Genomic DNA, 23,095 nt, shown 5'->3' with positions numbered 1-23,095 from the left:
AGAGTGCTTCTACTATTTAGTTGTCAATCGTTAATAAAATTCACTTTCTGTTCGATTGGTGTCCGTCTTTTTGGCTGGGGTATTCTATTTGGATATCCCATTTGTAATACAGAAACTATTTTATAAAGATCAGGGTCAATACCACAGGATCGGGAAAATTCCCTATCATAAATATAGGGATTTGTCGTCCATAATCCCCCTACGCCATGACTCCATGCCAGTAATTGTACATTTTGAATAAAAGCACAGACAGCAGCATAATCCTCTTCAAACAGTCGCAGGTCCTTTTCTTTTTCCATGTAAATGATTGCATGGTGCGGGATAGACAACAGATGTTGTTTAATGCCTTCCATGAGCTTCCGCTGTTTATCATTATCGTAACCTTCCGCATACCCCAAACGCAGATAACTTTCTGTAACCCGCTCAGCATAAGATGCTACCGCTTTATTTTGGATAATATGAACTTCCCACGGTTCTTTCATACGGTGTGTCGGTGCCCATGATGCCCCAGCAAAAATCGATGTCAGTTTGCTTTCTTCCACATTTTGTGGTTTGAAATCATGAATTGATCTCCTCTGTTTGATTGCTTCATAGATTTCCATCCGCTCCACCCCTTCTGTCTATCAATAAAGTGAAAGTAACGGAAACATAGAAGAATGTCAAAATGTTTATGAAAAAATAATTAAAGTAATTGTTTAGATAATGTTAAAAAAATCAGGAAAAATTGACCAAGACATACCTCCTCATAACGATAAAAAATTCACTACTAAAATACTAGGATTCCGTCTGAATGGTTGAAAAATAAATTCAGGTACCGCCATTTTTCCTGAGCTTTTATATCTACCTTTTCATTCCTCTATTTACATTACTTAACAACCAGTTAAAAGTCACCAGCTATAATGGCAATTGTTCCAAACATTTCACACATGAAAAGGAGCTAATGTCATGACTGAAAAAAGAGTAATGGACGATTTGATCCGGAGATTGAATGAAGAAACATTACAGAAGGATGTCGACCGCAGAGGGTTCTTACAAGGTGCTGGTAAAATTGCTGGAATATCTCTCGGAATAGCGGTTGCTCAATCGATGGGAGGCATATCTGTCGAAGCGCAGGAAGAAGAGTTCGAAAGCTATCCGTTCACGCTCGGTGTAGCGTCAGGTGATCCTCTTTCGGACAGTGTTGTCTTATGGACAAGGCTAGCTGTTGATCCATTGAATGGTGGGGGTATGCCAGATCGTAACATAGCGGTGAGATGGGAGTTGTCAAGAGATGCTCACTTCCGTGATATTGTACAACGTGGCAATGAAGTAGCCAGTCCAAAACTTGGACACTCCATTCATATTGAAGCCGAAAACCTGGAGTCAGACACCGTTTACTACTACCGTTTCAAAGTTGGAAAAGATTACAGTCCAGTCGGAAAGACCAAAACACTTCCAAGAAACAATGAGGCTGTAAAAAGCCTTGCGTTCGCTTTTGCTTCCTGCCAGCAATATGAACATGGTTATTACACAGCTTATAAACATATGGCAAAAGAAGACCTGGATCTGGTATTCCATCTCGGTGATTACATTTACGAATATGGCCCGGATGAATATGTCGCTGCTACCGGCAATGTACGCACCCACAAAGGGCAGGAAATCTTAACATTAGAAGACTATCGCAATCGTCATGCCCAGTATCGTTCCGATAAAGACCTGCAGTCAGCGCATGCAGCTTTTCCATGGGTAGTGACCTGGGACGACCATGAGGTCGAAAACAATTATGCTGATATGATACCTGAGAAAGGTCAATCTGTAGAAGCATTCGTTAACCGTCGTATTGCTGCCTACCAGGCATATTATGAACATATGCCGCTCAGGAAATCGTCTATGCCTCATGGTTCGGACATGCAGTTATATCGTAATTTTTCTTATGGAAACCTGGCAAATTTCTATGTATTGGATACACGCCAATATCGTTCCGATCAGGCGAATGGAGATAAAAGCTCTCCACAGACGGAAGAATCGCTTGATCCTTCACGCACTTTATTAGGTGACAAGCAGGAGCAATGGCTGCTGGGTAACCTTGACCAGTCACAAGCGCACTGGAATGTCCTGGCACAACAAATCTTCTTCGCCAAAAGGAACTACGGGCCAAGCCCGGAAGAACCACGCTACAGCATGGACAGCTGGGATGGTTATACACCCGCCCGCCAGCGTATCACTGACTATGCAAGCAACATCGATATGGACAACCTCATCGTTTTGACTGGTGATGTACATGCCAACTGGGCATCCAATCTGCTGGCAGACTTTGATGATTTGAAGTCCCAAGTGCTGGGTGCGGAATTTGTCGGAACCTCGATTACATCCGGGGGAAATGGAGCCGATAAACGTGCAGACACTGACCGTATCTTAGAGCAGAACGATCATATTAAATTTTTCAATGACTACCGCGGATATGTTCGCTGTGAAGTCACTCCTACTCAGTGGAGAACAGATTACCGCGTACTTCCCTTTGTATCCAAACCTGGTGCAGATATTTCCACCCGGGCATCTTTTATCTACGAAAAGGACCAGGCCGGCCTAAAGGAAGTGTCAGCAACCATCGTTCCAGAAGGGAAGCAGTCATCCAGTGAAGTGGAAGATGATCGTCATAAAGCTCATGATCGTGCCCATAAAAAACAATCAAAAAAAGAAAAACAACTGAACTAAAGGAGTAGGCTATGTATGAAAAAAATCGGCAGCTCATCGGCCATTTAGAAGAACTAAGGAACCGTATAATCATCACGTTTGTGTCATTCATCGGATTTCTTATAGCGGGGTTTATTTTTGTCAAACCAATTTATGAATGGCTGATTAGAGGACTGGACACACAATTGGCTGTGCTGGGGCCTAGTGAAATTCTATGGGTCTACCTGATGCTTGCTGCTGTCATCTCCATGGCAGCGACCATACCTGTTGCTGCTTTTCAGATTTGGCGGTTTGTTGCACCTGCCTTAAGCCAGGAAGAGCGTAAAGTGACACTCCGGTTCATTCCGGCCATGTTTTTTCTTTTCCTGTTCGGTCTTGCCTTCGGGTATTTCCTTTTATTTCCCCTAGTTTTAGGGTTTTTGACCTCGCTTTCTGAAGGTCAATTCGAAATGATGTTTACCGCCGATAAATACTTTCGATTCATGCTGAATATGACTCTGCCATTCGGCCTGTTATTCGAAATGCCATTAGTTGTATTGTTTTTGACCAGGCTTGGCATTCTTAATCCAATTCGTTTAAGGAAAGCGAGAAAGTTCGCCTATTTTGTGATGGTGATAATTTCTGTATTAATTACGCCGCCAGATTTTCTATCAGATGTACTTGTAATTCTTCCACTCTTGACTTTATATGAAATCAGCATCAGTCTATCTTCATTTGTTTATAAAAAACGTCTGGCAGCAGAGTCATCCAGCCAATCTGCCGCTTAACACCATATTTAACTAGGAGGTATGAAAATGGGAATAAACAAAAACATGAATCGTCGGGATTTTTTGAAAGTAGGCGGTCTAAGTACAGCAGCAATTGCTTTAGGTTCCACAGGGTTGTTTTCATTATCAGACTCCAAAGCACTGGCTTCACCAAGCGCAGCCAAGAATTCTTTCCGGGGCTATGGTCCACTCGTCAAAGACCCTGGAGGCGTCCTCGACCTCCCTCAAGGATTCCAATATCGGATCATCTCGGAGGAAGGCGGATTTATGGCAGATGGGCGCCCTATACCGGAAAAGTTTGATGGCATGGCAGCCTTTCCGGGACAGAACAACTCTACCGTACTTGTAAGGAATCATGAGTTAAGCGGAAATACGAAGTATCCAGTCATCGGAAGGAACCCTTATCAAAGGGAACATACTGGAGGAACTACTGCATTAGTGGTAGACGCTAACCGTAAAGTCCGGGAAGAGTATGTTACTTCTTCCGGTACCATCCGCAATTGCGCAGGAGGGGCCACCCCATGGGGAACCTGGTTGACTTGTGAAGAAACGTTAGAGGAAGGCCATGGGTATGTTTTCGAGGTCGATCCATCTGATCCAGAAAATAATTTGTCCAAGACGCCTATCCGCGACATGGGAGCTTTTTCCCATGAAGCTACCGCAATCGACCCTGCTACTGGAATTGTCTACCTGACAGAGGATGCTGGACCAAGTTATTTCTATCGGTACATCCCTAACGACAGAAGTCCACGGATTGGTTCCTTACAAAAAGGAGGGGTCCTGCAGGCAGCTGCTATGGAGGAAATGAGCACGGATCATTCCAGTGATTTTTATACTGGTCAACGATTTGGAATAGTTTGGAAGGATGTCGACCCAGAAAAGCCTACCATGGAAGCTGGTCAAAAAGGATGCATTCCATTCAGCAGACTCGAAGGCGCTTATTTTGAGGGAGGGGTCTTCTGGTTTGACGATACTTCGGCAGGTGATAATAATCTTGGACGTGTTTACCGTTATATTCCCGCTACTAATACATTAGAGTTGTTCTACGAGTCAACCGAATCCAATGATTTAGAAATGCCGGACAACATATGTATTACTCCATGGGGAGATCTTTGGATTGCGGAAGACGGAGGCGGAACCGACCGGATAATCGGAATGACCCCTGAAGGTGAAACTTATGTATTCGCAGAAAACCGGCTGAACGATTCGGAACTTGCAGGTCCGACTTTCTCTACACGAGGGGACACTTTCTTTGTCAATATCCAGACACCAGGCATCACCTTTGCCATCTGGGGGCCATTCGCTCGTAAAAATGCAGGAAGGCAACGCCAGATGGGACACGCTGCACCACCGGCACAATATGCACCGAAAATATCGGATAAGCTGTCAGCGGCTGCTGAGGTGGAAGGGATGTCAAATCTGGAAGCAGCAGCCTTCCAACGTCATGGCACACCTATTTTATAAAACTTCGGAGGTGTAATAAATGTTATCAAATATCGGGATTCCAGGGTTAATCCTTGTACTAGTCATCGCATTAATTATTTTTGGACCTTCCAAGCTTCCAGAAATCGGCAGGGCATTCGGTAGCACTTTAAAAGAATTCAAGAACGCAACTAACGACCTTGTAAATGGAGAAGATAGCCCTGAGGAAAAGCAACAGCTTAAAGCTGTAGAAAAAGACGATCAGAAAACTGGAAGCTAAGAAAAAGCGGATATCATATCCGCTTTTTTTTTGTATTTATTTTCCGATTAAAGCCCCAATTGCTGAAGACTCAGTTTCGAGAGAAACTGTTTCCGTCGACGGTGTGGAGCGTTTGGAGGTACGGGAAATCACTCGCTTTCCATGGGGGGACGGTGAGCTTCCTCGGGCAAAGCCCTGCGGGATCTCACCATGTACTTTACTCCCATAGGAGTCTCGCAATTTCCCGGACCTCCTTGCAATTATGTGAGAAACGGAAACATTGATATGCAGTATATCAACTACAGGGCCATGTAACCAGTGATTTTAGAAGACAGTCTTATCTATAACATGGGTTCTTTTCTCCCATCCTTCAGCTGGGGTGGTTGGGAAACTGCGAGACTCCCGTGGGAGAAGGATCTAGGCGAGATCCCACAGGGCGATAGCCCGAGGAAGCTCGCCAGTTCCCCACAGGAAAGCGAGTAGTTTCCCAGCCACCCCTGGCACTATTATGGTAAAGAACCCTTACTAGCTTGAAACTGAGTTTTCCGCAATTTGGCCCTTTTATGGATTAAATCACCTATGAACATGTTGTTCTTACTGTTAATAAGAGATTAACAAAAAAAGCTTGCAGAAAAACCATCTGGTTTTCCTGCAAGCGCAGTATGCCTGCTCTTAAAGGCATCTTTATAGAAATAATTATTTGTTCAAGTTATAGAAAGCTTTGTCGCCAGCGTAATCTGCTGTACCAAGCAGCTGATCTTCGATACGAAGAAGCTGATTGTACTTCGCTACGCGGTCGGTACGGGATGGTGCACCGGTTTTGATTTGACCGGCATTCGTGGCAACGGCGATATCAGCGATAGTCGCATCCTCCGTTTCACCGGAACGGTGAGAAATGACTGCTGTGTATCCAGCTTTCTTCGCCATTTCGATCGCTTCGAACGTTTCTGTCAATGTACCGATCTGGTTCACTTTGACAAGAATGGAGTTGCCGATTCCTTCTTCGATGCCGCGGCTAAGTTTCTTCGTGTTTGTTACAAACAAGTCGTCGCCGACAAGCTGGACACGGTCGCCGATACGGTCCGTCAGCATCTTGAAGCCTTCCCAGTCATTCTCATCAAGGCCATCTTCAATAGAGATGATTGGATACTTGTTAATCATTTCTTCGTACCAATCAACCATTTCTTCAGAAGTACGGACTACACCCTCGCCTTTCAGGTTATACTTACCGTCTTCATAAACCTCAGAAGCTGCCACGTCCATTGCAAGTTTCACTTGCTCATCCGGCTTATAGCCAGCTGCCTCAATTGCTTCAATGATGGTAGAAAGTGCTTCTTCGTTGGATTGAAGGTTTGGAGCAAATCCTCCTTCATCACCTACACCAGTGTTGTAGCCTTTTTCTTTTAAGACTTTTTTCAAGGAATGGAAAATTTCCGCTCCCATACGCAATCCTTCACGGAAGTCCGGTGCACCGACAGGCATAATCATAAATTCCTGAATGTCCACGTTGTTATCTGCGTGCTCGCCGCCATTCAGAATGTTCATCATTGGGGTTGGTAGTGTTTTTGCCGCGAATCCTCCAAGGTATTTGTACAATGGAACACCGACAAAATCAGCCGCTGCATGAGCTGCTGCCATGGAAACACCCAGGATAGCATTAGCTCCCAATTTCCCTTTGTTTTCTGTTCCATCAAGTTCCATCATCAATGAATCGATGACGACTTGCTGTGTAACATCCAGACCCAGCAATTCCGGGCCGATTTTTTCGTTGACGTTTTCTACCGCCTGCTGTACCCCTTTACCAAGGTAGCGGTCTTTGTCTCCGTCACGAAGTTCCACTGCTTCATATTCACCAGTAGAAGCTCCACTAGGTACCAGTGCAGAACCGAATGCTCCGGATTCTGTATAAACTTCCACTTCAATTGTTGGGTTACCACGGGAATCTAATACTTCGCGTGCATAAACATCTGTAATATATGGCATTGAAAAACTCTCCTTTAGGATAAATTTTATTTTTTAATTAATGATTGTCCTGTCATTTCTTTTGGCTGTCCGACTTCAAGCAGCTCTAGCAGCGTCGGGGATAAATCAGCGAGAATGCCGTCTTTCCGAAGCTCCAGGCCATCTTTTGTTACAATAACCGGAACAGGATTAGTCGTGTGAGCAGTCATTGGTTTTCCTTCTGGTGTAAGGACCTCATCCGAGTTCCCATGGTCAGCTGTGATAATCGCATGTCCGCCTTTTTCGTGGATTTTATCCACAACCTTGCCAAGGCATTCATCTACAGCTTCAATCGCTTTAATCGTTGGTTCCAGCATTCCTGAATGTCCAACCATATCAGGGTTGGCAAAATTCAGGATGATGGCATTATGCTTTTCGGCATCCAGCTCTTTTAAAAGAGCATCCGTCACTTCATAGGCACTCATTTCCGGTTGCAGGTCATAAGTGGCTACTTTTGGTGAGTCGATTAAAATGCGTTCTTCTCCAGGGAATTCCGCTTCACGGCCACCACTCATAAAGAATGTGACGTGCGGATATTTTTCTGTCTCTGCAATTCGGAGCTGCTTCATGTCGTTTTGTGCCAATACTTCCCCAACAGTATTATCGAGGTTAACTGGCTCATAGGCTACTTCTCCATCGACCGTTTCACTAAACTGGGTCAACCCTACGAAATGGAGATTCTTCGGTGCTTTTTCTCCGCGATCAAAATCACGGAAATCTTCGTTAGCAAATGTCCTTGAAATCTGGATCGCGCGGTCTGGACGGAAGTTATAGAAGATAACGGAATCTTCATCTTCAATCTTAGCTTTCGGTTTCCCTTCCTCATCTACTATAACAGATGGGAGGACGAACTCATCATAGATTTCATTCGCATACGAATCATCCACGACTTCCATTGCGCTGTTATACTTTGGTCCCTGACCGTATACCATGGCATCATAGGATTTCTTGACACGGTCCCAGCGTTTATCGCGATCCATGGAATAATATCGGCCGGAAATCGTAGCAATTTCTCCCACGCCAAGTTCTGCCAGTTTATCTTCTGTCTGCTGGATATACTTCTTGGCAGATTTTTGACCAACATCACGACCATCCAGGAACCCATGGACATATACTTTTTTCATATCATGTCGGGCTGCAAGTTCTAACAAGGCAAAAAGGTGATCAATATGACTGTGAACCCCGCCTTCCGATAATAAACCAAAGACGTGCAGGGATTTATCATGCTGTTTGGCATGGTCGATTGCTTTAACGAATGCTTCATTTTCAAAGAAGTCACCCTCTTTGATCGATAAGTTCACTCGTGTCAGGCTCTGATAGACAATACGGCCGGCACCGATATTCAAATGTCCTACCTCCGAGTTCCCCATTTGCCCTTCCGGAAGGCCGACTGCCTCTCCAGAAGCCTTCAGCTGGGCATGAGGAAACTGACTCCAGTACCGATCAAAATTAGGAGTGTTGGCCAGCTTTACTGCGTTCCCTTTTTCTTCATCACGCAGGGCGTAGCCATCTAAGATGATCAAGGCCGCTAACTTATTGTTACTCATGCTTACCTGCCTCCACAAGTTTTAGGAATGAATCTGCTTCAAGGCTGGCTCCGCCTACTAATGCTCCATCGATATCAGACTGACCAAGCAGCTCATCGACGTTTGCCGGCTTGACACTTCCGCCATATTGGATACGTACAGCTTCTGCAGCTGTTTCTGAAGAAAATTCTTTTACAACGTTACGGATATGGCTGCATACTTCATTTGCATCTTCTGCAGAAGAAGTTTTGCCTGTTCCAATAGCCCATATAGGTTCATAAGCGATAATAACCTGTTGCACTTGCTCATCACTAAGGCCTTCCAGTGCCTTTTTCACTTGTGCTTCGACATGGTTCATCGTTTCATTATTTTCACGCTGTTCCAATGTTTCACCCACACATACAATCGGTGTCAGGTCATGCTTAAATGCAGCGTGGACCTTTTTGTTTACGTCCTCATCCGTTTCACCAAAAAGCTCACGACGCTCGGAGTGTCCAAGTACTACATAAGATACGCCCAAGTCTTTCAGCATGACAGGACTGACTTCGCCTGTGAACGCGCCGCTTTCTTCAAAGTGCATATTTTGAGCACCAACTTTTAATGGAGTACCTTCTGTTTCTTTAATTAACGAATGAAGAAAAGGGAATGGCGCACAAACAACAGATTCTACTTGTTCTTCGCCTGGCACTTCATTTTTGGCAGCCTGTACGAATTGCTCTGCTTCATTTAAAACTTTATTCATTTTCCAGTTTCCTGCAATTACTTGTTTACGCATATGCTCACCTCTCCTTTTTTACTTATCGTTCAATAGGGATACGCCAGGAAGTTCTTTTCCTTCCATGAATTCCAGTGAAGCTCCTCCACCAGTGGAAACATGATCCATTTTTTCAGCAAATCCGAATTTTTCTACCGCTGCTGCAGAATCACCGCCGCCGATTACTGTATAACCGTCTGTCTCCGCAAGTGCAGCTGCTACATTTTTCGTACCATTGGCAAATAGTTTAAATTCGAATACGCCCATAGGGCCGTTCCAGATGATCAGTTTAGAATCTTTGACCACCTGACTGTATTTTTCCCGCGTCTTTGGTCCAATGTCAAGTGCTTCCCAATCAGCAGGAATACTGTCGATACCCACTTCTTTCGTATTCGCTTCCTCGGAGAAATCATCAGCTACAATGACATCTTCAGGCATTAGGAAATTGACATTGTTATCTTCAGCTTTTTGCATGAATTGCTTTGCCAAATCAATTTTGTCTTCCTCAAGCAATGACTTTCCGATTTCATAGCCTTTGGCTTTCAGAAAGGTATAGGCAAGTCCGCCACCGATGATCAAGTTATCGACTTTATCAAGCAAGTTGTCGATGACACCTATTTTATCTTTGACTTTTGCGCCTCCGATAATAGCTGTAAATGGACGGTCAGGATCAGACAGTGCCTGGCCAAGCACATTCAATTCCTTTTCCATCAAAAAGCCCGCTACTGCAGGCAGGTGTTGAGCGACCCCGGCTGTAGATGCATGAGCACGGTGTGCTGCACCAAACGCATCATTGACATAGACATCAGCCATGGCGGCAAACTCTTTTGCCAGTGCGTCATCGTTCTTTTCCTCACCTGGTTCGAAACGAACGTTTTCAATCAATAACACATCGCCATCTTTCATATCTTTGATGGCACGATTGACTTCATCACCGTAAACTTCGTCAGTCTTCGTTACCGTACGTCCCATTAAATCGCTCAGGCGCTTAGCTACAGGATCCAGGCGAAGTTCCTCATGCGCTTCCCCTTTTGGACGACCCAAATGGCTGGCAAGAATGACTTTTGCTCCGTCCTGCACTAAATGTAAAATCGTCGGTAATGCCGCTTTAATACGCGTGTCATCGGTAACTTCCCCGTTACTCATCGGTACGTTGAAGTCAACGCGGCAAAATACTTTCTTCCCTTGTACTTTGATATCACGGATTGTTTTTTTGTTCACAGCGGTGGACCTCCTTTTAGGTTGAAAAATTGCCTTAAAAGTGATAAAGGAGGAGGATTATGGACCTCCCCCTTACACTTTACCTCATATTATTCGACTCTAACTCTGAATTAAAGTCCTTTTTCTTTAAGGAATGCAGCCAGATCGACACAACGATTGGAGTAACCGAACTCGTTGTCGTACCAGGAAACTACTTTAACCATGTTATCTTCAATAGCCATCGTAGAAATAGCATCAATGATTGAAGAGTTAGTGTTTCCATTATAGTCGCTGGATACTAGTGGTTCTTCACTGTAACCAAGAATTCCTTTCAAATCTCCTTCTGCCGCTTCTTTAAGGGCAGCATTAACTTCTTCAACAGTAACGTTCTTATCAAGCTCTGCTACCAAGTCCACAATAGAAACGTTTGGAGTCGGTACACGCATAGCCATACCATTCAACTTGCCATCCAGTTCAGGCAAGACTTTTGCAACAGCTTTTGCTGCACCAGTTGTAGTAGGGATGATGTTTTGTGCAGCAGCACGGGCACGACGATAATCCTTATGTGGCAGGTCAAGGATTTGCTGGTCATTCGTGTAAGAGTGTACTGTTGTCATCATACCACGCTTCAAGCCGAATTTGTCGTTAAGCACTTTTGCAAATGGTGCCAGGCAGTTCGTTGTACAAGAAGCGTTAGAAATAACGTGATGGTTGTCTGGGTCATAATCAGAATCGTTTACACCCATAACCAGTGTAAGATCTTCTTCTTTTGCAGGCGCAGAAATAACTACTTTCTTAGCACCAGCGTCCAGGTGCTTCTTCGCATCGGCACGGTTTGTGAAACGACCAGTAGACTCGATGACAACTTCTACACCAAGATCGCCCCAGCCTAGTTGTGCAGGGTCTTTTTCAGATAGTACAGTAATTTCTTTTCCGCCAACGACAAGGTTACTGCCGTTTACAGTTACTTTCTCTTCAAGTTCACCATGTACTGTATCATACTGCAATAAGTGGGCAAGCATCTCAGCGTCAGTCAAGTCGTTTACTGCTACTACTTCTACATCGTTATTGTTTAAAGCGGCACGGAAGACATTACGTCCAATACGTCCAAAGCCGTTAATTCCTACTTTTACTGTCATTATAAAATTCCTCCTTGAATGGGTTGTAATTTATTAAATCTATTTAAAGGGAAATTTCCCTTAAAAGCTTTTGTGCAGCACCCTCATCGGTAATAAGGACGTTGCTTTTCGCAGGTTTGAAATAAGAAGCAATAGCCTGGGCCTTCGACTCTCCCCCAGCAACTGCAATGACGTGCTGGGAATCTGAGAGATCTTCCAACTGCAGGCCTACCGTTCTGACTTTATGAACGATTTCGCCTTGCTGGTTAAAGTAATAGCCAAAAGCTTCTCCAACCGCTTGTCCTTGCTTGATTTTTTCTACCTGCTCCGGTGAGGCTTTTCTTCTTTCAGCCATAGTCAGGGCATTTCCTATTCCATGGATGACGGTATCGGAACCTTTAATCAAGTTGAGTATTTCTATGATGGACGGCTCGGAAGTGATTGACTGATATGTTTTTTCACTTAAAGGGTCAGGCACATACAAAAGACGGTAATCCCCTTTTGCTTTCTTTGCCATTTCAGCACAAATAGTATTGGCTTGATTTTCAACCCTCTCGCCGAGCCCACCGCGCGCAGGTACGAATAAGCAATTTGGTGATCCGGTAAGTGGAGTCATCATTTCAGCAACTGCCGCCATGGTTGTACCACCGGTAATCGCGATTATACTATCGGAAACGAGAATGCTTTTTAAATAATGGACACAAGCTCTCCCCATTTCCTGTTTTACCCAGGGTAGTTCATCGCTGTCACCTGGAACGACCACTACATGGTCTAAATTTAATTTTTCCCTTAACTGTTTTTCTAAAACCCTAATCCCGGAAACCTCTTTAATGAAATCAGCCAACTGCTCAAGAATCATCTTTCCATCACGGGTAATATGCATACCTTTTACAGTAATAGCGATAAACCCTTGATGGTTCAGAAAATCGACTTCACTACGGACTGTCCGTTCAGCTAATTCCATATTATCTGCTAAACTTCTTCTTCCGACAGGTTCCATTAACTGGATATAATGCAGAATTTGATAACGTCTCTGCATAACATCGAGCAAATCAGGGAATAGTTTCTTTTGTAAATCAATTAAAGCCCTCATGGAAAAGCCCCTTCAGTTTTGTGAATTCCATCCTCCGGGATGTTTTTGTCCCAACTAGTCAGATTTCGTCCCACGCAGAGCAAAAAAATATTTTCTTCATGATTAAATATACCAGTACCCTTACATTGCCGCAAGTGATAAAAATCGGTTATTTTTCTTGTAAACGTTCTCTTAATGAAAATACATCAATTTGCTCACAATTGAGTTCTTCTTCATCAATTCTCACGACCGGTATTTCGAACTGATATTTTTCCAGTAATGTATCGTCTTTATAAATATCTTTTTCTAAAACTGTGAAATTATAATCTTTTTTTAACATATTTAATAATTCTTTGGCATCTTCACAAAGACAACAATTTTCTTTTGAATATAAAATGACTTCCTTCAATTCCAATCCCCCTGTCCCAGCTTCCATTTCCCATACACATACAGTGTACCACTGATTATATTTTTAAAACAAAAGCTCATTTAGACATTATCGCCTAAGACGCTTATTCCACAAAAGGGCCGAAAAGTCGAAGACTTGATTTCGAGACTTTTGCCTGCATATCGGTCCGATGGGGAACGACTCCCTTTCCGCGGACATGAGCTGAGCCTCCTCGAGCTGACGCTCTGCGGGGTCTCACCTGTCATGCTCATCCCGCAGGAGTCTCGCCGTTCCCCACCGGACCTTGCCATAGGAAGTTCTCGAAATCACACTTGTGGACACCACCGTTACTGACGTAACGGAAAACAACTTATCTCGAAACTGAGACTTCCATTAAAGGGAGCTTAAATGTAAATCACCCAGGATATTTAACAGGTAACCAAACAAAAAAAGAACGCTAAGATGCGCGTCCTTTATTATCATATAAACCTAATTCTATTTTAGTATTTTTTGATTTTAGGAAATTCAATAATTCTTTCGCCCTTTTATCAGGACTTCTTTTCAGTGAGGCATAATTAAAAGATAATTTTCGCTGGAAAGCCATATCAAATACATGAATACGGCGATCTTCTGCAATCAATTCGGTATACAAAATCTTATAACGAAGTAATTTCGTAATAAACACCCCATTTTACTTACGACAGATTCGTCGCCTACTTATTTCTACTATCTATCATAACATGGTTTGAAGTGTATAAAAAACATCTGTTCGTTAACGATTCTTTTACAGCTTCCGTAATATTTCCTGAAAAGTATTTCTTTAGAATTTTCTGAAGTAAATAAAGAGTATAAAAAACACCTGGTGTAAAAACCAGGTGTAATTATAGAGCGCGCCCGAGAGGATTCGAACCCCCGACACATAGAACCGGAATCTATAGCTCTATCCAACTGAGCTACGGGCGCAACATGACATGCATTGATTATTATAATCACATCCGTTCAAAAACGCAAGGACTAATTTTTACTAGCTGCCCCGGAGCCCTCCAAAATTGGGATGGTTTATTTTCTCTTATTAATTTTGAGAAAAAAGAGATTTAATTCGTAATTTTCAGAATTTATGTATAATAATAAGCACATCAAATTTAGAATTCAATCGTTATAAGGAGGTTCGCTATGGCTGACCATCTTCCCATTCTGGAAGTAGAAGATTTACATACACACTTTTTCACTAAATCCGGAGTCGTTAAAGCCGTTGATGGTGTCAGTTTTTCTGTCAAACCTGGAGAAACACTAGGAATTGTAGGAGAATCGGGTTCCGGTAAGAGTATCACGGCTATGTCGATAATGAAATTAGTTCCATCCCCCCCAGGCAGAATCGTTTCAGGTGATATTCGTTTCAAAGGTGAAAGCCTCCTGCCTAAGAAAGAAAAAGAGATGAGAAAAATACGCGGGAAAGACATTTCGATGATCTTCCAAGATCCAATGACTTCCCTTAATCCGGTATTTTCTGTGGAAAAACAGATGCTGGAAACCATAATGACTCATGAAAATATGAATAAACAGCAAGCACGTATTCGCGCAATCGAGTTGCTCGATTTAGTGGGTATCCCTGATGCCGCCAAACGTTTGAAAAACTACCCCCATGAATTCAGTGGAGGAATGCGGCAGCGTGTCATGATTGCGATGGCACTTGCCTGTAACCCTAAAGTTTTGATTGCCGATGAACCTACGACCGCCCTCGATGTAACCATCCAGGCACAAATACTAGATTTGTTAAAAAAACTGCAGCAAGAATTAGGCATGGCAATCATTATGATCACCCACGATCTCGGTGTTGTGGCAGAAGTATGTGACCGTGTGATGGTTATGTACGCCGGAAAGCCTGTAGAATTCTCGAGCGTCAAAGAATTATTTGATAAACCAAAGCATCCTTATACCTGGGGATTATTATCATCTATCCCGCAAATTCACAATCGTAAAGAAAGACTCGAGGCCATTAAAGGCTTGCCACCTGATTTAAGGGACTTGCCAAAAGGATGCAGCTTCGCACCCAGGTGTTCTCACGTCAAGGATGAGTGTCTGATAAAAGATCCTGCTCTATCAGAAGATGAAACAGATCATTTTGTGCGCTGCTTATTGTATGAACAGGAAGAGAAGGTGACCGTCCATGAGTGAACTTTTACGTGTCCAAAATTTAAAAAAACATTTCCCTATTTATAAAGGGGCAATTTTCCCTAAACAAACAGGAGCTGTTCAGGCTGTCGATGGCATATCCATCACTGTCAATCAAGGGGAGACACTCGGTCTGGTCGGTGAAAGTGGATGCGGTAAATCCACAGCGGGTCGGACCATACTGAAGCTGCTGGAGCCGACAGATGGCAAGATTTTTTATAAAGGTCAGGACATCACCGATGTGAAGGGGGAAGAATTACGGAAGCTTCGTAAAGAAATGCAGCTTATTTTTCAGGACCCTTACGCTTCCTTGAATCCTCGCAAAACTATTGAACAGACGGTGACAGAACCGATGAAAATTTTCGGCATGTCAAAAGAAAAACGGCAGCAAAAACTGGATAAGCTGCTCGAAGTAGTAGGGCTGGACAGTTACCATAAGTCCCGCTATCCACATGAGTTCAGTGGAGGACAAAGACAGAGGATCGGGATTGCAAGAGCCTTAGCTTTGGACCCGGAATTGATTATTTGTGATGAACCTGTTTCTGCTTTGGACGTATCTATTCAGGCACAGGTCATCAACTTGATGGAAGATTTACAAAAAGAATTCAATCTCACTTATATCTTTATTGCCCATGACCTCAGTGTCGTCCATCATATCAGTGACCGAGTCGCTGTCATGTACTTAGGTGAGATTGTAGAAATAGGAGATGTGGAAGAGCTGTACGGAAACCCTAAACATCCCTATACTAAAGCATTATTATCATCCATTCCCGAGGCACGGCCCTTAGAAAAACGGGAACGCATCACCCTTGAGGGAGATCTTCCTTCTCCTTCTAATCCTCCTCAAGGATGTAAGTTCCACACCAGGTGCCCTTGGGCAGAAGATATATGCAAACAGAAAAAACCGGTCTTAAAACAGGTGCCAGGTGCAGAGCATCAAGTTGCCTGCCATCTCGTTAAGGAGGTGGTAGAAGACACGGAAGCAACGCTTGTCTAATACTTAATTTCATTACATTCCATTTAAGGGGGAACTAATTGTGAAGAAAAAAGCACTTTGGATGTTATTGACCGTTTTCACACTGCTGGTTCTTGTCGTAGCTGGGTGCAGCAATAACGATGAAGCCAATTCGGAAGGTGAAGACAGTAACAGCCAGGATACCACAGATTCCGAGTCCGCTGAGGAAGGCAGCGGCGGCAGCAGCACATTCGTATTTGGCCGAGGAGCCGACTCTGAACAGCTTGACCCTTCTAAGGTTACCGATGGTGAATCGATTTATGTCACCAACCAGATCTATGACACACTTGTTCGTTATGAACAGGAAGGTACAGAAGTAGTACCTGCCCTGGCTACAGAATGGGATACAAGTGATGATGGCCTGGAATGGACATTCCAACTACGGGATGATGTTACATTCCATGATGGCACAGACTTTACTGCAGAAGACGTTGTTTTCAACTTCGAACGTTGGACCGAAGGAGCAGAATATGTCTACTACGGTTATATGTTCGGGGCATCTGACGAAAACCCCAGTGGAATCATCGAAAATGTAGAAGCTACAGGAGATTATGAAGTTACATTCACACTATCTGAACCTAATGCACCGTTCCTGAACACACTTGCTATGCCTCCATTTGGTATTGCAAGCCCGGATGCTATTGAAGAGCACGGAGATGACTACTTCAAAAACCCTGTCGGTACCGGTCCATTCATTTTTGAAGAGTGGAAACAGGATGACAGCATTACCTTATCTAAAAACGAAGATTATTTCGGAGAAACAGCTAAAGTCGATACAGTGATTTTCCGTGTTATTCCAGATAATGGTGCTCGTTTCATGGAATTGCAATCAGGTTCTATTGATGCAATGAATGGAATGAACCCACAGGATATCCAGCAGGCAGAAGATGATGAAGCATTACAAATCATCCGTCGTCCGTCTATGAACGTATCCTATATGGCTATGAACACAGATAAAGAAGGCCCATTAAAAGACAAGAAAGTCCGTCAGGCAATTAACCTGGCCATTGATAAAGAAAAATTACTTTCCTTGTTTGAAGGTATTGGAAAACCTGCTAAAAATCCAATGCCGCCTTCCCTATGGGGCTATAACGATGACGTAGAAGATTACGGCTACGATGTCGAAGAAGCCAAATCACTACTTGCTGAAGCTGGATACGGCGATGGCATGAGTATCACACTGTATACAATGTCCAATCCGCGCCCATATCTTCCACAGCCGAAGTTCGCTGCGCAGGCTATCCAGGAAATGTTAAAAGAAGTCAACGTTGACGTTGAAATCGTCGAGAACGAATGGGATTCTCATTTAAGTGCTACTGAAAATGGCGATCACGATATGGCTTTCTTAGGATGGACAGGTGACAATGGTGACCCTGACAACTTCCTATATGTATTACTGGATAAAGATAATGCGAAAAAAGGTTCTGCAGGAAACATCGCCTTCTATAAGAATGATGAACTGCATGATATCTTAAAGCAGGCGCAAACAGAACTTGACCAGGAGAAACGTGTCGGACTTTATGAAGAAGCACAGGAAATCATCCACGAAGATGCACCATGGTTCCCTATTGCTCACACAACACCACCACTTGCCGTGAAGAAAGAAGTTCAGAACTATATTCCTCATCCAACAGGAAGTGAACCTTTTAACTACTTAGAACTGAACTAATTGAGGTTTATGGAAAGGGTATTCCCTTCCCGCTCCCTTTCAAACAGGCTATAAAAAGGCTGTAAAAATCAAAGGGGCTCTACACGGCAACGGCAGACAGCTGCCAGCTGCTAGCTAAAGCCCCTTTGAACAGCTTTTTAAATTTTGGAGGAATGCAGCATGCTCAATTATATTATTAGACGTCTTGTATCCTTGATACCCGTAATTATCGGTGTATCGATTATCGCCTTTTCCCTGATGCATCTGGTTCCTGGAGATCCAGCCAGAAGTATTCTAGGAGAAAAAGCGACAGAAGCGCAGCTGGAAATGCTGCGGGAAGAATTGAACCTAAATGACCCTTATATTGTCCAATATGGAAACTTTATGGGTAAGATAGCCACCGGCGATCTAGGTGACTCAATCAAATCCAAAGAATCAGTTGCTTCAGAGATAGGCGGCCGACTGCCAGCTACGATTGAATTGACCCTATTTGCTATGACAATCGCTGTTGTTATTGGAGTACTGGCCGGAGTGATCGCAGCAGTCAAGCAATACTCCTGGTTTGACAACCTGAGTATGAGTGGAGCATTATTCGGTGTCTCGATGCCAATATTTTGGCTTGGTTTAATGATGATTTGGCTATTTTCTGTAGAACTGAATTGGTTACCTCCATCCGGAAGGCTATCCAATGATATTGAGTTGACAAAAATCACCAACTTATATTTGGTAGACAGCATCCTGACCTTGAACGGGACAGCATTCATCGATGCATTCCGACACCTATTGATGCCCGGCCTGGCACTTGCCACCATCCCAATGGCTATCATCGCGCGTATGACTCGTTCAAGTATGTTAGAAGTCATGAAACAGGACTACATACGAACTGCCAACGCAAAAGGGTTAGCCGGCCGATTGGTTATCTTCCAACACGCCCTGAAAAACGCTTCCCTTCCGGTTCTCACTGTCATTGGATTGCAGTTTGGATTTCTTTTAGGGGGCGCCGTCTTAACGGAGACGATTTTCTCTTGGCCAGGTGTCGGAAGATATGTAGTCGATGCTATCCTAAGCCGTGATTATCCTGTCGTCCAAAGCACTATTTTAATCATCGCTATCATTTTTGTATTGGTAAACTTAATCACTGATATCCTATATACGTTATTCGACCCAAGAATCAAACTGGATTAGGAAAGGATGTGGAAACCTTGGCTGCTGAAGCAAAAGCGGATCAGATGGATCCTGCAATAAATCGAAAAAAGAACTCGAGCCTCTGGCTTGACTCCTTATCCAGGGTAATCAAAAGTAAAACGTCTTTAATCGGGTTGGTCATCATAACATTACTGATTGTGGTTGCTATATTCGCACCTCAAATCGCAACCCATTCACCAACAGACCAAAGCATTATTGACCGATATCAATCTCCTTCCTCTGAACATTTGCTAGGAACGGATGAACTTGGAAGAGATATCTTCTCACGAATTGTCTACGGATCACGGATAACTATTCAAATTGGTGTCATCACTGTAGGAATCTCAATGATTGTCGGTGTATTTCTAGGTGCTGTGGCCGGATTCTTCGGGCGGTGGGTAGATCAAATTATCATGCGGCTGATTGATATAATGATGGCTTTTCCTAGTATTCTATTGGCGATTGCATTAGTTGCTGTCTTAGGGAAAAGCCTGACAAACGCTATGATTGCCGTTGGAATCGTCGGTGTCCCCCATTTTGCCAGGATTGTACGATCGACCGTGCTCTCTGTCAAAGAAACGGAATATATCGAGGCTTCCCGTGTAATTGGTGCGAAGAATGGAAGAATTTTATTTTCTCACGTATTACCGAATTGCCTGGCGCCAATTATTGTCCAGGCGACTCTAACGATAGGTACTGCTATTTTGGATGCAGCAGGCCTGAGTTTCCTAGGGTTAGGGGCACAGCCACCTCTCCCTGAATGGGGAGCCATGCTAAGTGATGGCCGCTCCGCTCTGCAGACTGCTCCATGGGTAGTCATGTTCCCTGGCTTCGCTATCCTTCTCGTTGTTTTAGGATTCAACCTGCTGGGTGATGGACTGCGAGATGCACTCGACCCACGCTTAAAACAATAAAATAACTGTTGTAAGAAAGTAGTTCCAGTGGTTATGGGTCAACAATTAAATCAGCAGATGTAATCGAGTATAAAAATCTATTGGTTTTATACTCGATTTTTTTGCCATATAGATCCAATGCCCCTCTCCTATCAATCCACCAGAGACAAATTATTAAACCTCCAACCTATTAGTCCTGCTGCATTCTCCTCCTTTTTTAACCAGGCTGATTAAATGCACCTTTCATTATTCAGAATATTTAAGTAAAATAATAGTAAAAGTGCCTTTCGCTTCTGATTAACCGCTAAAGCTTATAGATTTGATACACCAAATAGGGGGAAATGCCTTTTGAAGAAATACTCCATCATATTGTTATGCTTTGTTATCAGTCTTATTGTGATCGGACACCATTCCTATCAGGCATCAGGAAAAACGACATATATGTATCCAAACCTTCCTGCACCAATCGGGAAAGAACCCGTCTTAATTACTTCTGCAGGACAAACTGTGGAAGGCGGGATTGTCCATAAGCTTGCCCAACAGCTCCATCTCGATGCCGAATACCGCCCCAGGGCGTTGGCAACAGATTTATACGAATATGAGACGCTGGTCATTGTAGCTGGCTATAGCTACAACGGCTTGCTACATAAAAATAGAAGGTTGGCTCAGGAAAAAGAACGTATCGTTGAGTTAATGAAAGAGGCAGAAGCAGAGCAAGTACCGGTGGTAATTTTTGATTTGGATGTCCAATATCGGGATTATGAAGAATCATGGGAGTTTTTAACGATGACTCTTCCTTATGCAGATTATTTTATTGGAAAAGAGCATGAGGTTCCTCCCCAAAATTTAATGGGCATGATTCACGACTATAAAATAAAGTCCACCTTTGTAAATGAAATAGAAGATATGAAAACACCATTCAACTCGGTGTTCAGGTAGGGGGATTCAGAATGAAACAGCAAACACACCCATTCTGGGGTACCCTCGGAATTGTACTTGTTTTTTACGGAATGCTGATACCAGCATTGACGATGGACTGGTCCATGTTCATTTATGAAGAGATCGACCGCAGTCTTATTGAGGAAGACAGCGGGAAGCTGCTGGTGACTGCCTTTGCCTATATTTCGCGGAACGTACTGATGTTTTCCATGATTTTTTTCGGTACATTATTCCTGACTAGATATTTTGTTAAAAACAGCACTACCGTCCGCTTCCAAGTCGTTTATGCCATCCTGTCATTAATGGCAGTTTGGGCGCTGAACTTCCTTTATGCTGAATATTATGCGTACCTTCCGCAATTACTGACGATCGGCTTTATCTTGTTATTTAGTACCTACCTCCCAAGGCAGCGCTATTTCGCTTTAACCTTTCTCGTTTTGTTGATTTTGACGACGACCTCGCTCCAATGGCTTAATTTGATTCCGTCTTTAAGCCATTATGGATTTGGAACAAACGACCTGGCTGTAAGCTTAAAGGCTGTAGATGAATTTTTGACCGATCATAACCTTTTCAGCACGATTGCGTTAGTATTTTTCCTTATTTTCTTCATTATCGCCTTGATTTTTACTACGCTGATTCACTTATTCAACAAACAAATCGCTACTTTGAAATTGTACCAGGCACAAGGAAAAGAACTGCAAAAGACCAGGAATGATTTAATCGAGTCCAAGGTTTATCAGGAGATGCATACACTAGTCCACGACTTAAAAACACCGTTGGTAGCGATCGAAGGGCTATTATCTTTGATGGAAATGAAGGTAAAGGCAGATGACTACAAATCCAAAAGTTATTTTAGCCGAATTAATCAATCGGTCGTAAAAATGAAAGAAATGATTTCCGATATTCTTTATGAAGATATTCGAAAAGAAATCCCGGCGGAAGAATTGCTTGATTATGTGATGAGTCACTTAAACACAGATGACCTGCCAATTGACTTCGAAGTTCGTATCGAAGAAGCTATTCCGCCTTTATATGTAAACAAAATACGATTTTCCAGGGCAATCTCCAATGTACTGGAGAACTCAATGATCTATTTACATGACCGCGGAGGAAAAATCAAAGTGGATGTAACAAATCAAGCTAATAGAACCTGCATCAGAATAGAAGATAACGGGCCAGGAATCGATCAGGCCAACCTTGTTCACATATGGCAGGAAGGTTTCAGCACTAAAAATTCTTCCGGTATCGGTCTGCCGTTTGTTAAACGGGTAATAGAGAGTCATTCTGGCAGTATTGAGGTTTCGAGTGAACCAGGTTCTTATACTATCACCACGATAACTCTCCCTCAGCACTCAAGAAAGGAAGCGATAGGATGATTTTGATCATCGATGACAATGAAGACATACGTTTCACCCTGAAAGAAATATGCGAATTTTGTGAGTGGCCATCCACCGAAGCTTCCAATGGAAAGGAGGGGTTGGCATTATTGCAAAAGCTCGATCCTGACCTGGTTTTACTCGATTACCACATGCCGGAATGGGATGGGTTGAAAACTGTCAAAGCCATTAGAAAGGAAAACAAGCATATCCCTATCATCGTTTTAACTGTGGATGACCGACAGGATATTGCCAACACTTTTTTAGAAGCAGGGGCTACAGATTTCGCCATGAAGCCAATAAAGGCTCCTGACTTAATATCACGGATCAAACTGAATATGAAATTCGCTAAACTGGCTCATACAGATCAGGATATATATGTAGACAAAGGAATCAACAAAGAGACACGCAAGTCGATTAAACACTTTCTCTATAATCAAAAACAACCGGTAACTATTAATGAGATTCAGCAGCAATTGCCAATCGCCTACCAGACTGTCCATCGCTACCTCCACCACATGGCGGAAAAAGGGGAAATCGAAGTTGTTTCTGATTATGGCAGTCGGGGAAGACCAAAAAACAAATATCAACTACTGTAAAACAGCTGGAAAAAACCTATATAGACAGGTTTATTCTGACTAATTTAGGGAATCATGGTATAAGGAATTTTGCCTGATAAAGTCGAAG

The 23,095-nt window shown here is 43.2% G+C and carries 22 protein-coding genes and 1 tRNA gene; 12 read left to right on the top strand and 11 right to left on the bottom strand.

Annotated features, from left to right (window positions below):
- Window positions 1-23: 23 nt before the first annotated feature.
- Complete coding sequence (locus FHS45_RS10135) at window positions 24-602, bottom strand: nitroreductase family protein (RefSeq protein ID WP_062441131.1); 579 nt, start codon at window positions 600-602, stop codon at window positions 24-26.
- A 343-nt stretch (window positions 603-945) separates the two neighbouring features.
- Here FHS45_RS10135 and FHS45_RS10130 point away from each other — a divergent pair, with 343 nt between their 5' ends.
- The 4 genes from FHS45_RS10130 to FHS45_RS10115 are packed head-to-tail and all read left to right on the top strand — an operon-like array spanning window position 946 to window position 5,142.
- Window positions 946-2,694 carry an alkaline phosphatase D family protein gene (locus FHS45_RS10130; RefSeq protein WP_062441135.1) on the top strand — a complete coding sequence of 583 codons (1,749 nt, stop codon included), beginning with the start codon at window positions 946-948 and terminating at the stop codon, window positions 2,692-2,694.
- Between the two features lie 11 nt (window positions 2,695-2,705).
- Window positions 2,706-3,440 carry a twin-arginine translocase subunit TatC gene (gene tatC, locus FHS45_RS10125; protein ID WP_062441138.1) on the top strand — a complete coding sequence of 245 codons (735 nt, stop codon included), beginning with the start codon at window positions 2,706-2,708 and terminating at the stop codon, window positions 3,438-3,440.
- Between the two features lie 27 nt (window positions 3,441-3,467).
- Window positions 3,468-4,904 carry an alkaline phosphatase PhoX gene (locus FHS45_RS10120; RefSeq protein ID WP_148350007.1) on the top strand — a complete coding sequence of 479 codons (1,437 nt, stop codon included), beginning with the start codon at window positions 3,468-3,470 and terminating at the stop codon, window positions 4,902-4,904.
- A 19-nt stretch (window positions 4,905-4,923) separates the two neighbouring features.
- Complete coding sequence (locus FHS45_RS10115; protein WP_062441141.1) at window positions 4,924-5,142, top strand: twin-arginine translocase TatA/TatE family subunit; 219 nt, start codon at window positions 4,924-4,926, stop codon at window positions 5,140-5,142.
- Between the two features lie 36 nt (window positions 5,143-5,178).
- Here the strand turns inward: FHS45_RS10115 and FHS45_RS10110 are convergent, their stop codons facing one another.
- The 10 genes from FHS45_RS10110 to FHS45_RS10065 all read right to left on the bottom strand — a co-directional run bounded on the left by FHS45_RS10110 (window position 5,179) and on the right by FHS45_RS10065 (window position 14,143).
- Window positions 5,179-5,361 carry a hypothetical protein gene (locus tag FHS45_RS10110; RefSeq protein ID WP_166761398.1) on the bottom strand — a complete coding sequence of 61 codons (183 nt, stop codon included), beginning with the start codon at window positions 5,359-5,361 and terminating at the stop codon, window positions 5,179-5,181.
- A 456-nt stretch (window positions 5,362-5,817) separates the two neighbouring features.
- A complete protein-coding gene (eno, locus tag FHS45_RS10105) occupies window positions 5,818-7,104 on the bottom strand; it encodes a phosphopyruvate hydratase (RefSeq protein ID WP_062441147.1) in 1,287 nt (428 codons plus the stop codon).
- 26 nt (window positions 7,105-7,130) lie between these two features.
- Window positions 7,131-8,669, bottom strand: a complete 1,539-nt coding sequence (gpmI, locus tag FHS45_RS10100; protein ID WP_062441151.1) for a 2,3-bisphosphoglycerate-independent phosphoglycerate mutase — start codon at window positions 8,667-8,669, stop codon at window positions 7,131-7,133.
- Window positions 8,662-9,423, bottom strand: coding sequence for a triose-phosphate isomerase (tpiA, locus tag FHS45_RS10095; RefSeq protein WP_062441154.1), 762 nt, complete (start codon window positions 9,421-9,423; stop codon window positions 8,662-8,664). The genes gpmI and tpiA overlap by 8 nt, the downstream gene beginning before the upstream one ends.
- Window positions 9,424-9,441: 18 nt before the next feature.
- On the bottom strand, window positions 9,442-10,623 hold the full coding sequence (locus FHS45_RS10090) for a phosphoglycerate kinase (RefSeq protein WP_062441156.1): 1,182 nt from the start codon (window positions 10,621-10,623) through the stop codon (window positions 9,442-9,444).
- Window positions 10,624-10,733: 110 nt separating this feature from the next.
- Window positions 10,734-11,741: a type I glyceraldehyde-3-phosphate dehydrogenase gene (gene gap / locus FHS45_RS10085; RefSeq protein WP_062441159.1), complete on the bottom strand. Its 1,008-nt coding sequence runs from the start codon at window positions 11,739-11,741 to the stop codon at window positions 10,734-10,736.
- A 43-nt stretch (window positions 11,742-11,784) separates the two neighbouring features.
- On the bottom strand, window positions 11,785-12,813 hold the full coding sequence (locus FHS45_RS10080; RefSeq protein WP_062441162.1) for a sugar-binding transcriptional regulator: 1,029 nt from the start codon (window positions 12,811-12,813) through the stop codon (window positions 11,785-11,787).
- A 148-nt stretch (window positions 12,814-12,961) separates the two neighbouring features.
- The gene (locus tag FHS45_RS10075; protein WP_229717829.1) at window positions 12,962-13,201 is read right to left on the bottom strand and encodes a glutaredoxin family protein; all 240 of its coding nucleotides are present in this window, start codon (window positions 13,199-13,201) and stop codon (window positions 12,962-12,964) included.
- A gap of 436 nt (window positions 13,202-13,637) precedes the next feature.
- A complete protein-coding gene (locus FHS45_RS10070; protein WP_208416384.1) occupies window positions 13,638-13,832 on the bottom strand; it encodes a hypothetical protein in 195 nt (64 codons plus the stop codon).
- A 237-nt stretch (window positions 13,833-14,069) separates the two neighbouring features.
- Window positions 14,070-14,143: transfer RNA gene (locus FHS45_RS10065), tRNA-Arg, on the bottom strand.
- A 210-nt stretch (window positions 14,144-14,353) separates the two neighbouring features.
- On the opposite strand from FHS45_RS10065, the gene FHS45_RS10060 reads away from it, so the two are divergent.
- From FHS45_RS10060 to FHS45_RS10025, 8 genes are all read left to right on the top strand, one after another.
- Window positions 14,354-15,355 (top strand): ABC transporter ATP-binding protein, encoded by a 1,002-nt coding sequence (locus FHS45_RS10060; protein ID WP_062441168.1) that lies wholly within the window; start codon window positions 14,354-14,356, stop codon window positions 15,353-15,355.
- Window positions 15,348-16,349: an ABC transporter ATP-binding protein gene (locus FHS45_RS10055; protein ID WP_062441171.1), complete on the top strand. Its 1,002-nt coding sequence runs from the start codon at window positions 15,348-15,350 to the stop codon at window positions 16,347-16,349. Before FHS45_RS10060 ends, FHS45_RS10055 begins: the two co-directional genes overlap by 8 nt.
- A 40-nt stretch (window positions 16,350-16,389) precedes the next feature.
- Entirely contained in the window at window positions 16,390-18,036 is a 1,647-nt protein-coding gene (locus tag FHS45_RS10050; RefSeq protein ID WP_308789077.1) for an ABC transporter substrate-binding protein, read from the top strand.
- A gap of 159 nt (window positions 18,037-18,195) precedes the next feature.
- On the top strand, window positions 18,196-19,200 hold the full coding sequence (locus FHS45_RS10045; protein WP_062441177.1) for an ABC transporter permease: 1,005 nt from the start codon (window positions 18,196-18,198) through the stop codon (window positions 19,198-19,200).
- A 17-nt stretch (window positions 19,201-19,217) separates the two neighbouring features.
- Window positions 19,218-20,114, top strand: coding sequence for a nickel transporter permease (nikC, locus tag FHS45_RS10040; RefSeq protein ID WP_229717831.1), 897 nt, complete (start codon window positions 19,218-19,220; stop codon window positions 20,112-20,114).
- Between the two features lie 327 nt (window positions 20,115-20,441).
- Window positions 20,442-21,032: a DUF6305 family protein gene (locus FHS45_RS10035; protein ID WP_062441179.1), complete on the top strand. Its 591-nt coding sequence runs from the start codon at window positions 20,442-20,444 to the stop codon at window positions 21,030-21,032.
- 11 nt (window positions 21,033-21,043) lie between these two features.
- Window positions 21,044-22,408 (top strand): sensor histidine kinase, encoded by a 1,365-nt coding sequence (locus FHS45_RS10030; RefSeq protein ID WP_062441182.1) that lies wholly within the window; start codon window positions 21,044-21,046, stop codon window positions 22,406-22,408.
- Window positions 22,405-23,007: a response regulator gene (locus FHS45_RS10025; protein ID WP_062441185.1), complete on the top strand. Its 603-nt coding sequence runs from the start codon at window positions 22,405-22,407 to the stop codon at window positions 23,005-23,007. Before FHS45_RS10030 ends, FHS45_RS10025 begins: the two co-directional genes overlap by 4 nt.
- Window positions 23,008-23,095 lie beyond the last annotated feature (88 nt).

The organism is Thalassobacillus devorans, assembly GCF_011761345.1.
Taxonomy (GTDB): domain Bacteria; phylum Bacillota; class Bacilli; order Bacillales; family Halobacillaceae; genus Thalassobacillus; species Thalassobacillus devorans.
This window is presented reverse-complemented; position numbering and strand designations above follow the sequence as displayed.

What these genes read in the sequence shown, in the direction of transcription:
- FHS45_RS10060 (WP_062441168.1), top strand. Translation starts at nt 14,354, where the DNA reads ATGGCTGACCATCTTCCCATTCTGGAAGTAGAAGATTTACATACACAC.
- FHS45_RS10120 (WP_148350007.1), top strand. Translation starts at nt 3,468, where the DNA reads ATGGGAATAAACAAAAACATGAATCGTCGGGATTTTTTGAAAGTAGGC.
- FHS45_RS10045 (WP_062441177.1), top strand. Translation starts at nt 18,196, where the DNA reads ATGCTCAATTATATTATTAGACGTCTTGTATCCTTGATACCCGTAATT.
- FHS45_RS10030 (WP_062441182.1), top strand. Translation starts at nt 21,044, where the DNA reads ATGAAACAGCAAACACACCCATTCTGGGGTACCCTCGGAATTGTACTT.
- FHS45_RS10135 (WP_062441131.1), bottom strand. Translation starts at nt 602, where the DNA reads ATGGAAATCTATGAAGCAATCAAACAGAGGAGATCAATTCATGATTTC.
- FHS45_RS10055 (WP_062441171.1), top strand. Translation starts at nt 15,348, where the DNA reads ATGAGTGAACTTTTACGTGTCCAAAATTTAAAAAAACATTTCCCTATT.
- eno (WP_062441147.1), bottom strand. Translation starts at nt 7,104, where the DNA reads ATGCCATATATTACAGATGTTTATGCACGCGAAGTATTAGATTCCCGT.
- FHS45_RS10025 (WP_062441185.1), top strand. Translation starts at nt 22,405, where the DNA reads ATGATTTTGATCATCGATGACAATGAAGACATACGTTTCACCCTGAAA.
- gap (WP_062441159.1), bottom strand. Translation starts at nt 11,741, where the DNA reads ATGACAGTAAAAGTAGGAATTAACGGCTTTGGACGTATTGGACGTAAT.
- FHS45_RS10080 (WP_062441162.1), bottom strand. Translation starts at nt 12,813, where the DNA reads ATGAGGGCTTTAATTGATTTACAAAAGAAACTATTCCCTGATTTGCTC.
- tatC (WP_062441138.1), top strand. Translation starts at nt 2,706, where the DNA reads ATGTATGAAAAAAATCGGCAGCTCATCGGCCATTTAGAAGAACTAAGG.
- FHS45_RS10130 (WP_062441135.1), top strand. Translation starts at nt 946, where the DNA reads ATGACTGAAAAAAGAGTAATGGACGATTTGATCCGGAGATTGAATGAA.
- tpiA (WP_062441154.1), bottom strand. Translation starts at nt 9,423, where the DNA reads ATGCGTAAACAAGTAATTGCAGGAAACTGGAAAATGAATAAAGTTTTA.
- gpmI (WP_062441151.1), bottom strand. Translation starts at nt 8,669, where the DNA reads ATGAGTAACAATAAGTTAGCGGCCTTGATCATCTTAGATGGCTACGCC.
- FHS45_RS10115 (WP_062441141.1), top strand. Translation starts at nt 4,924, where the DNA reads ATGTTATCAAATATCGGGATTCCAGGGTTAATCCTTGTACTAGTCATC.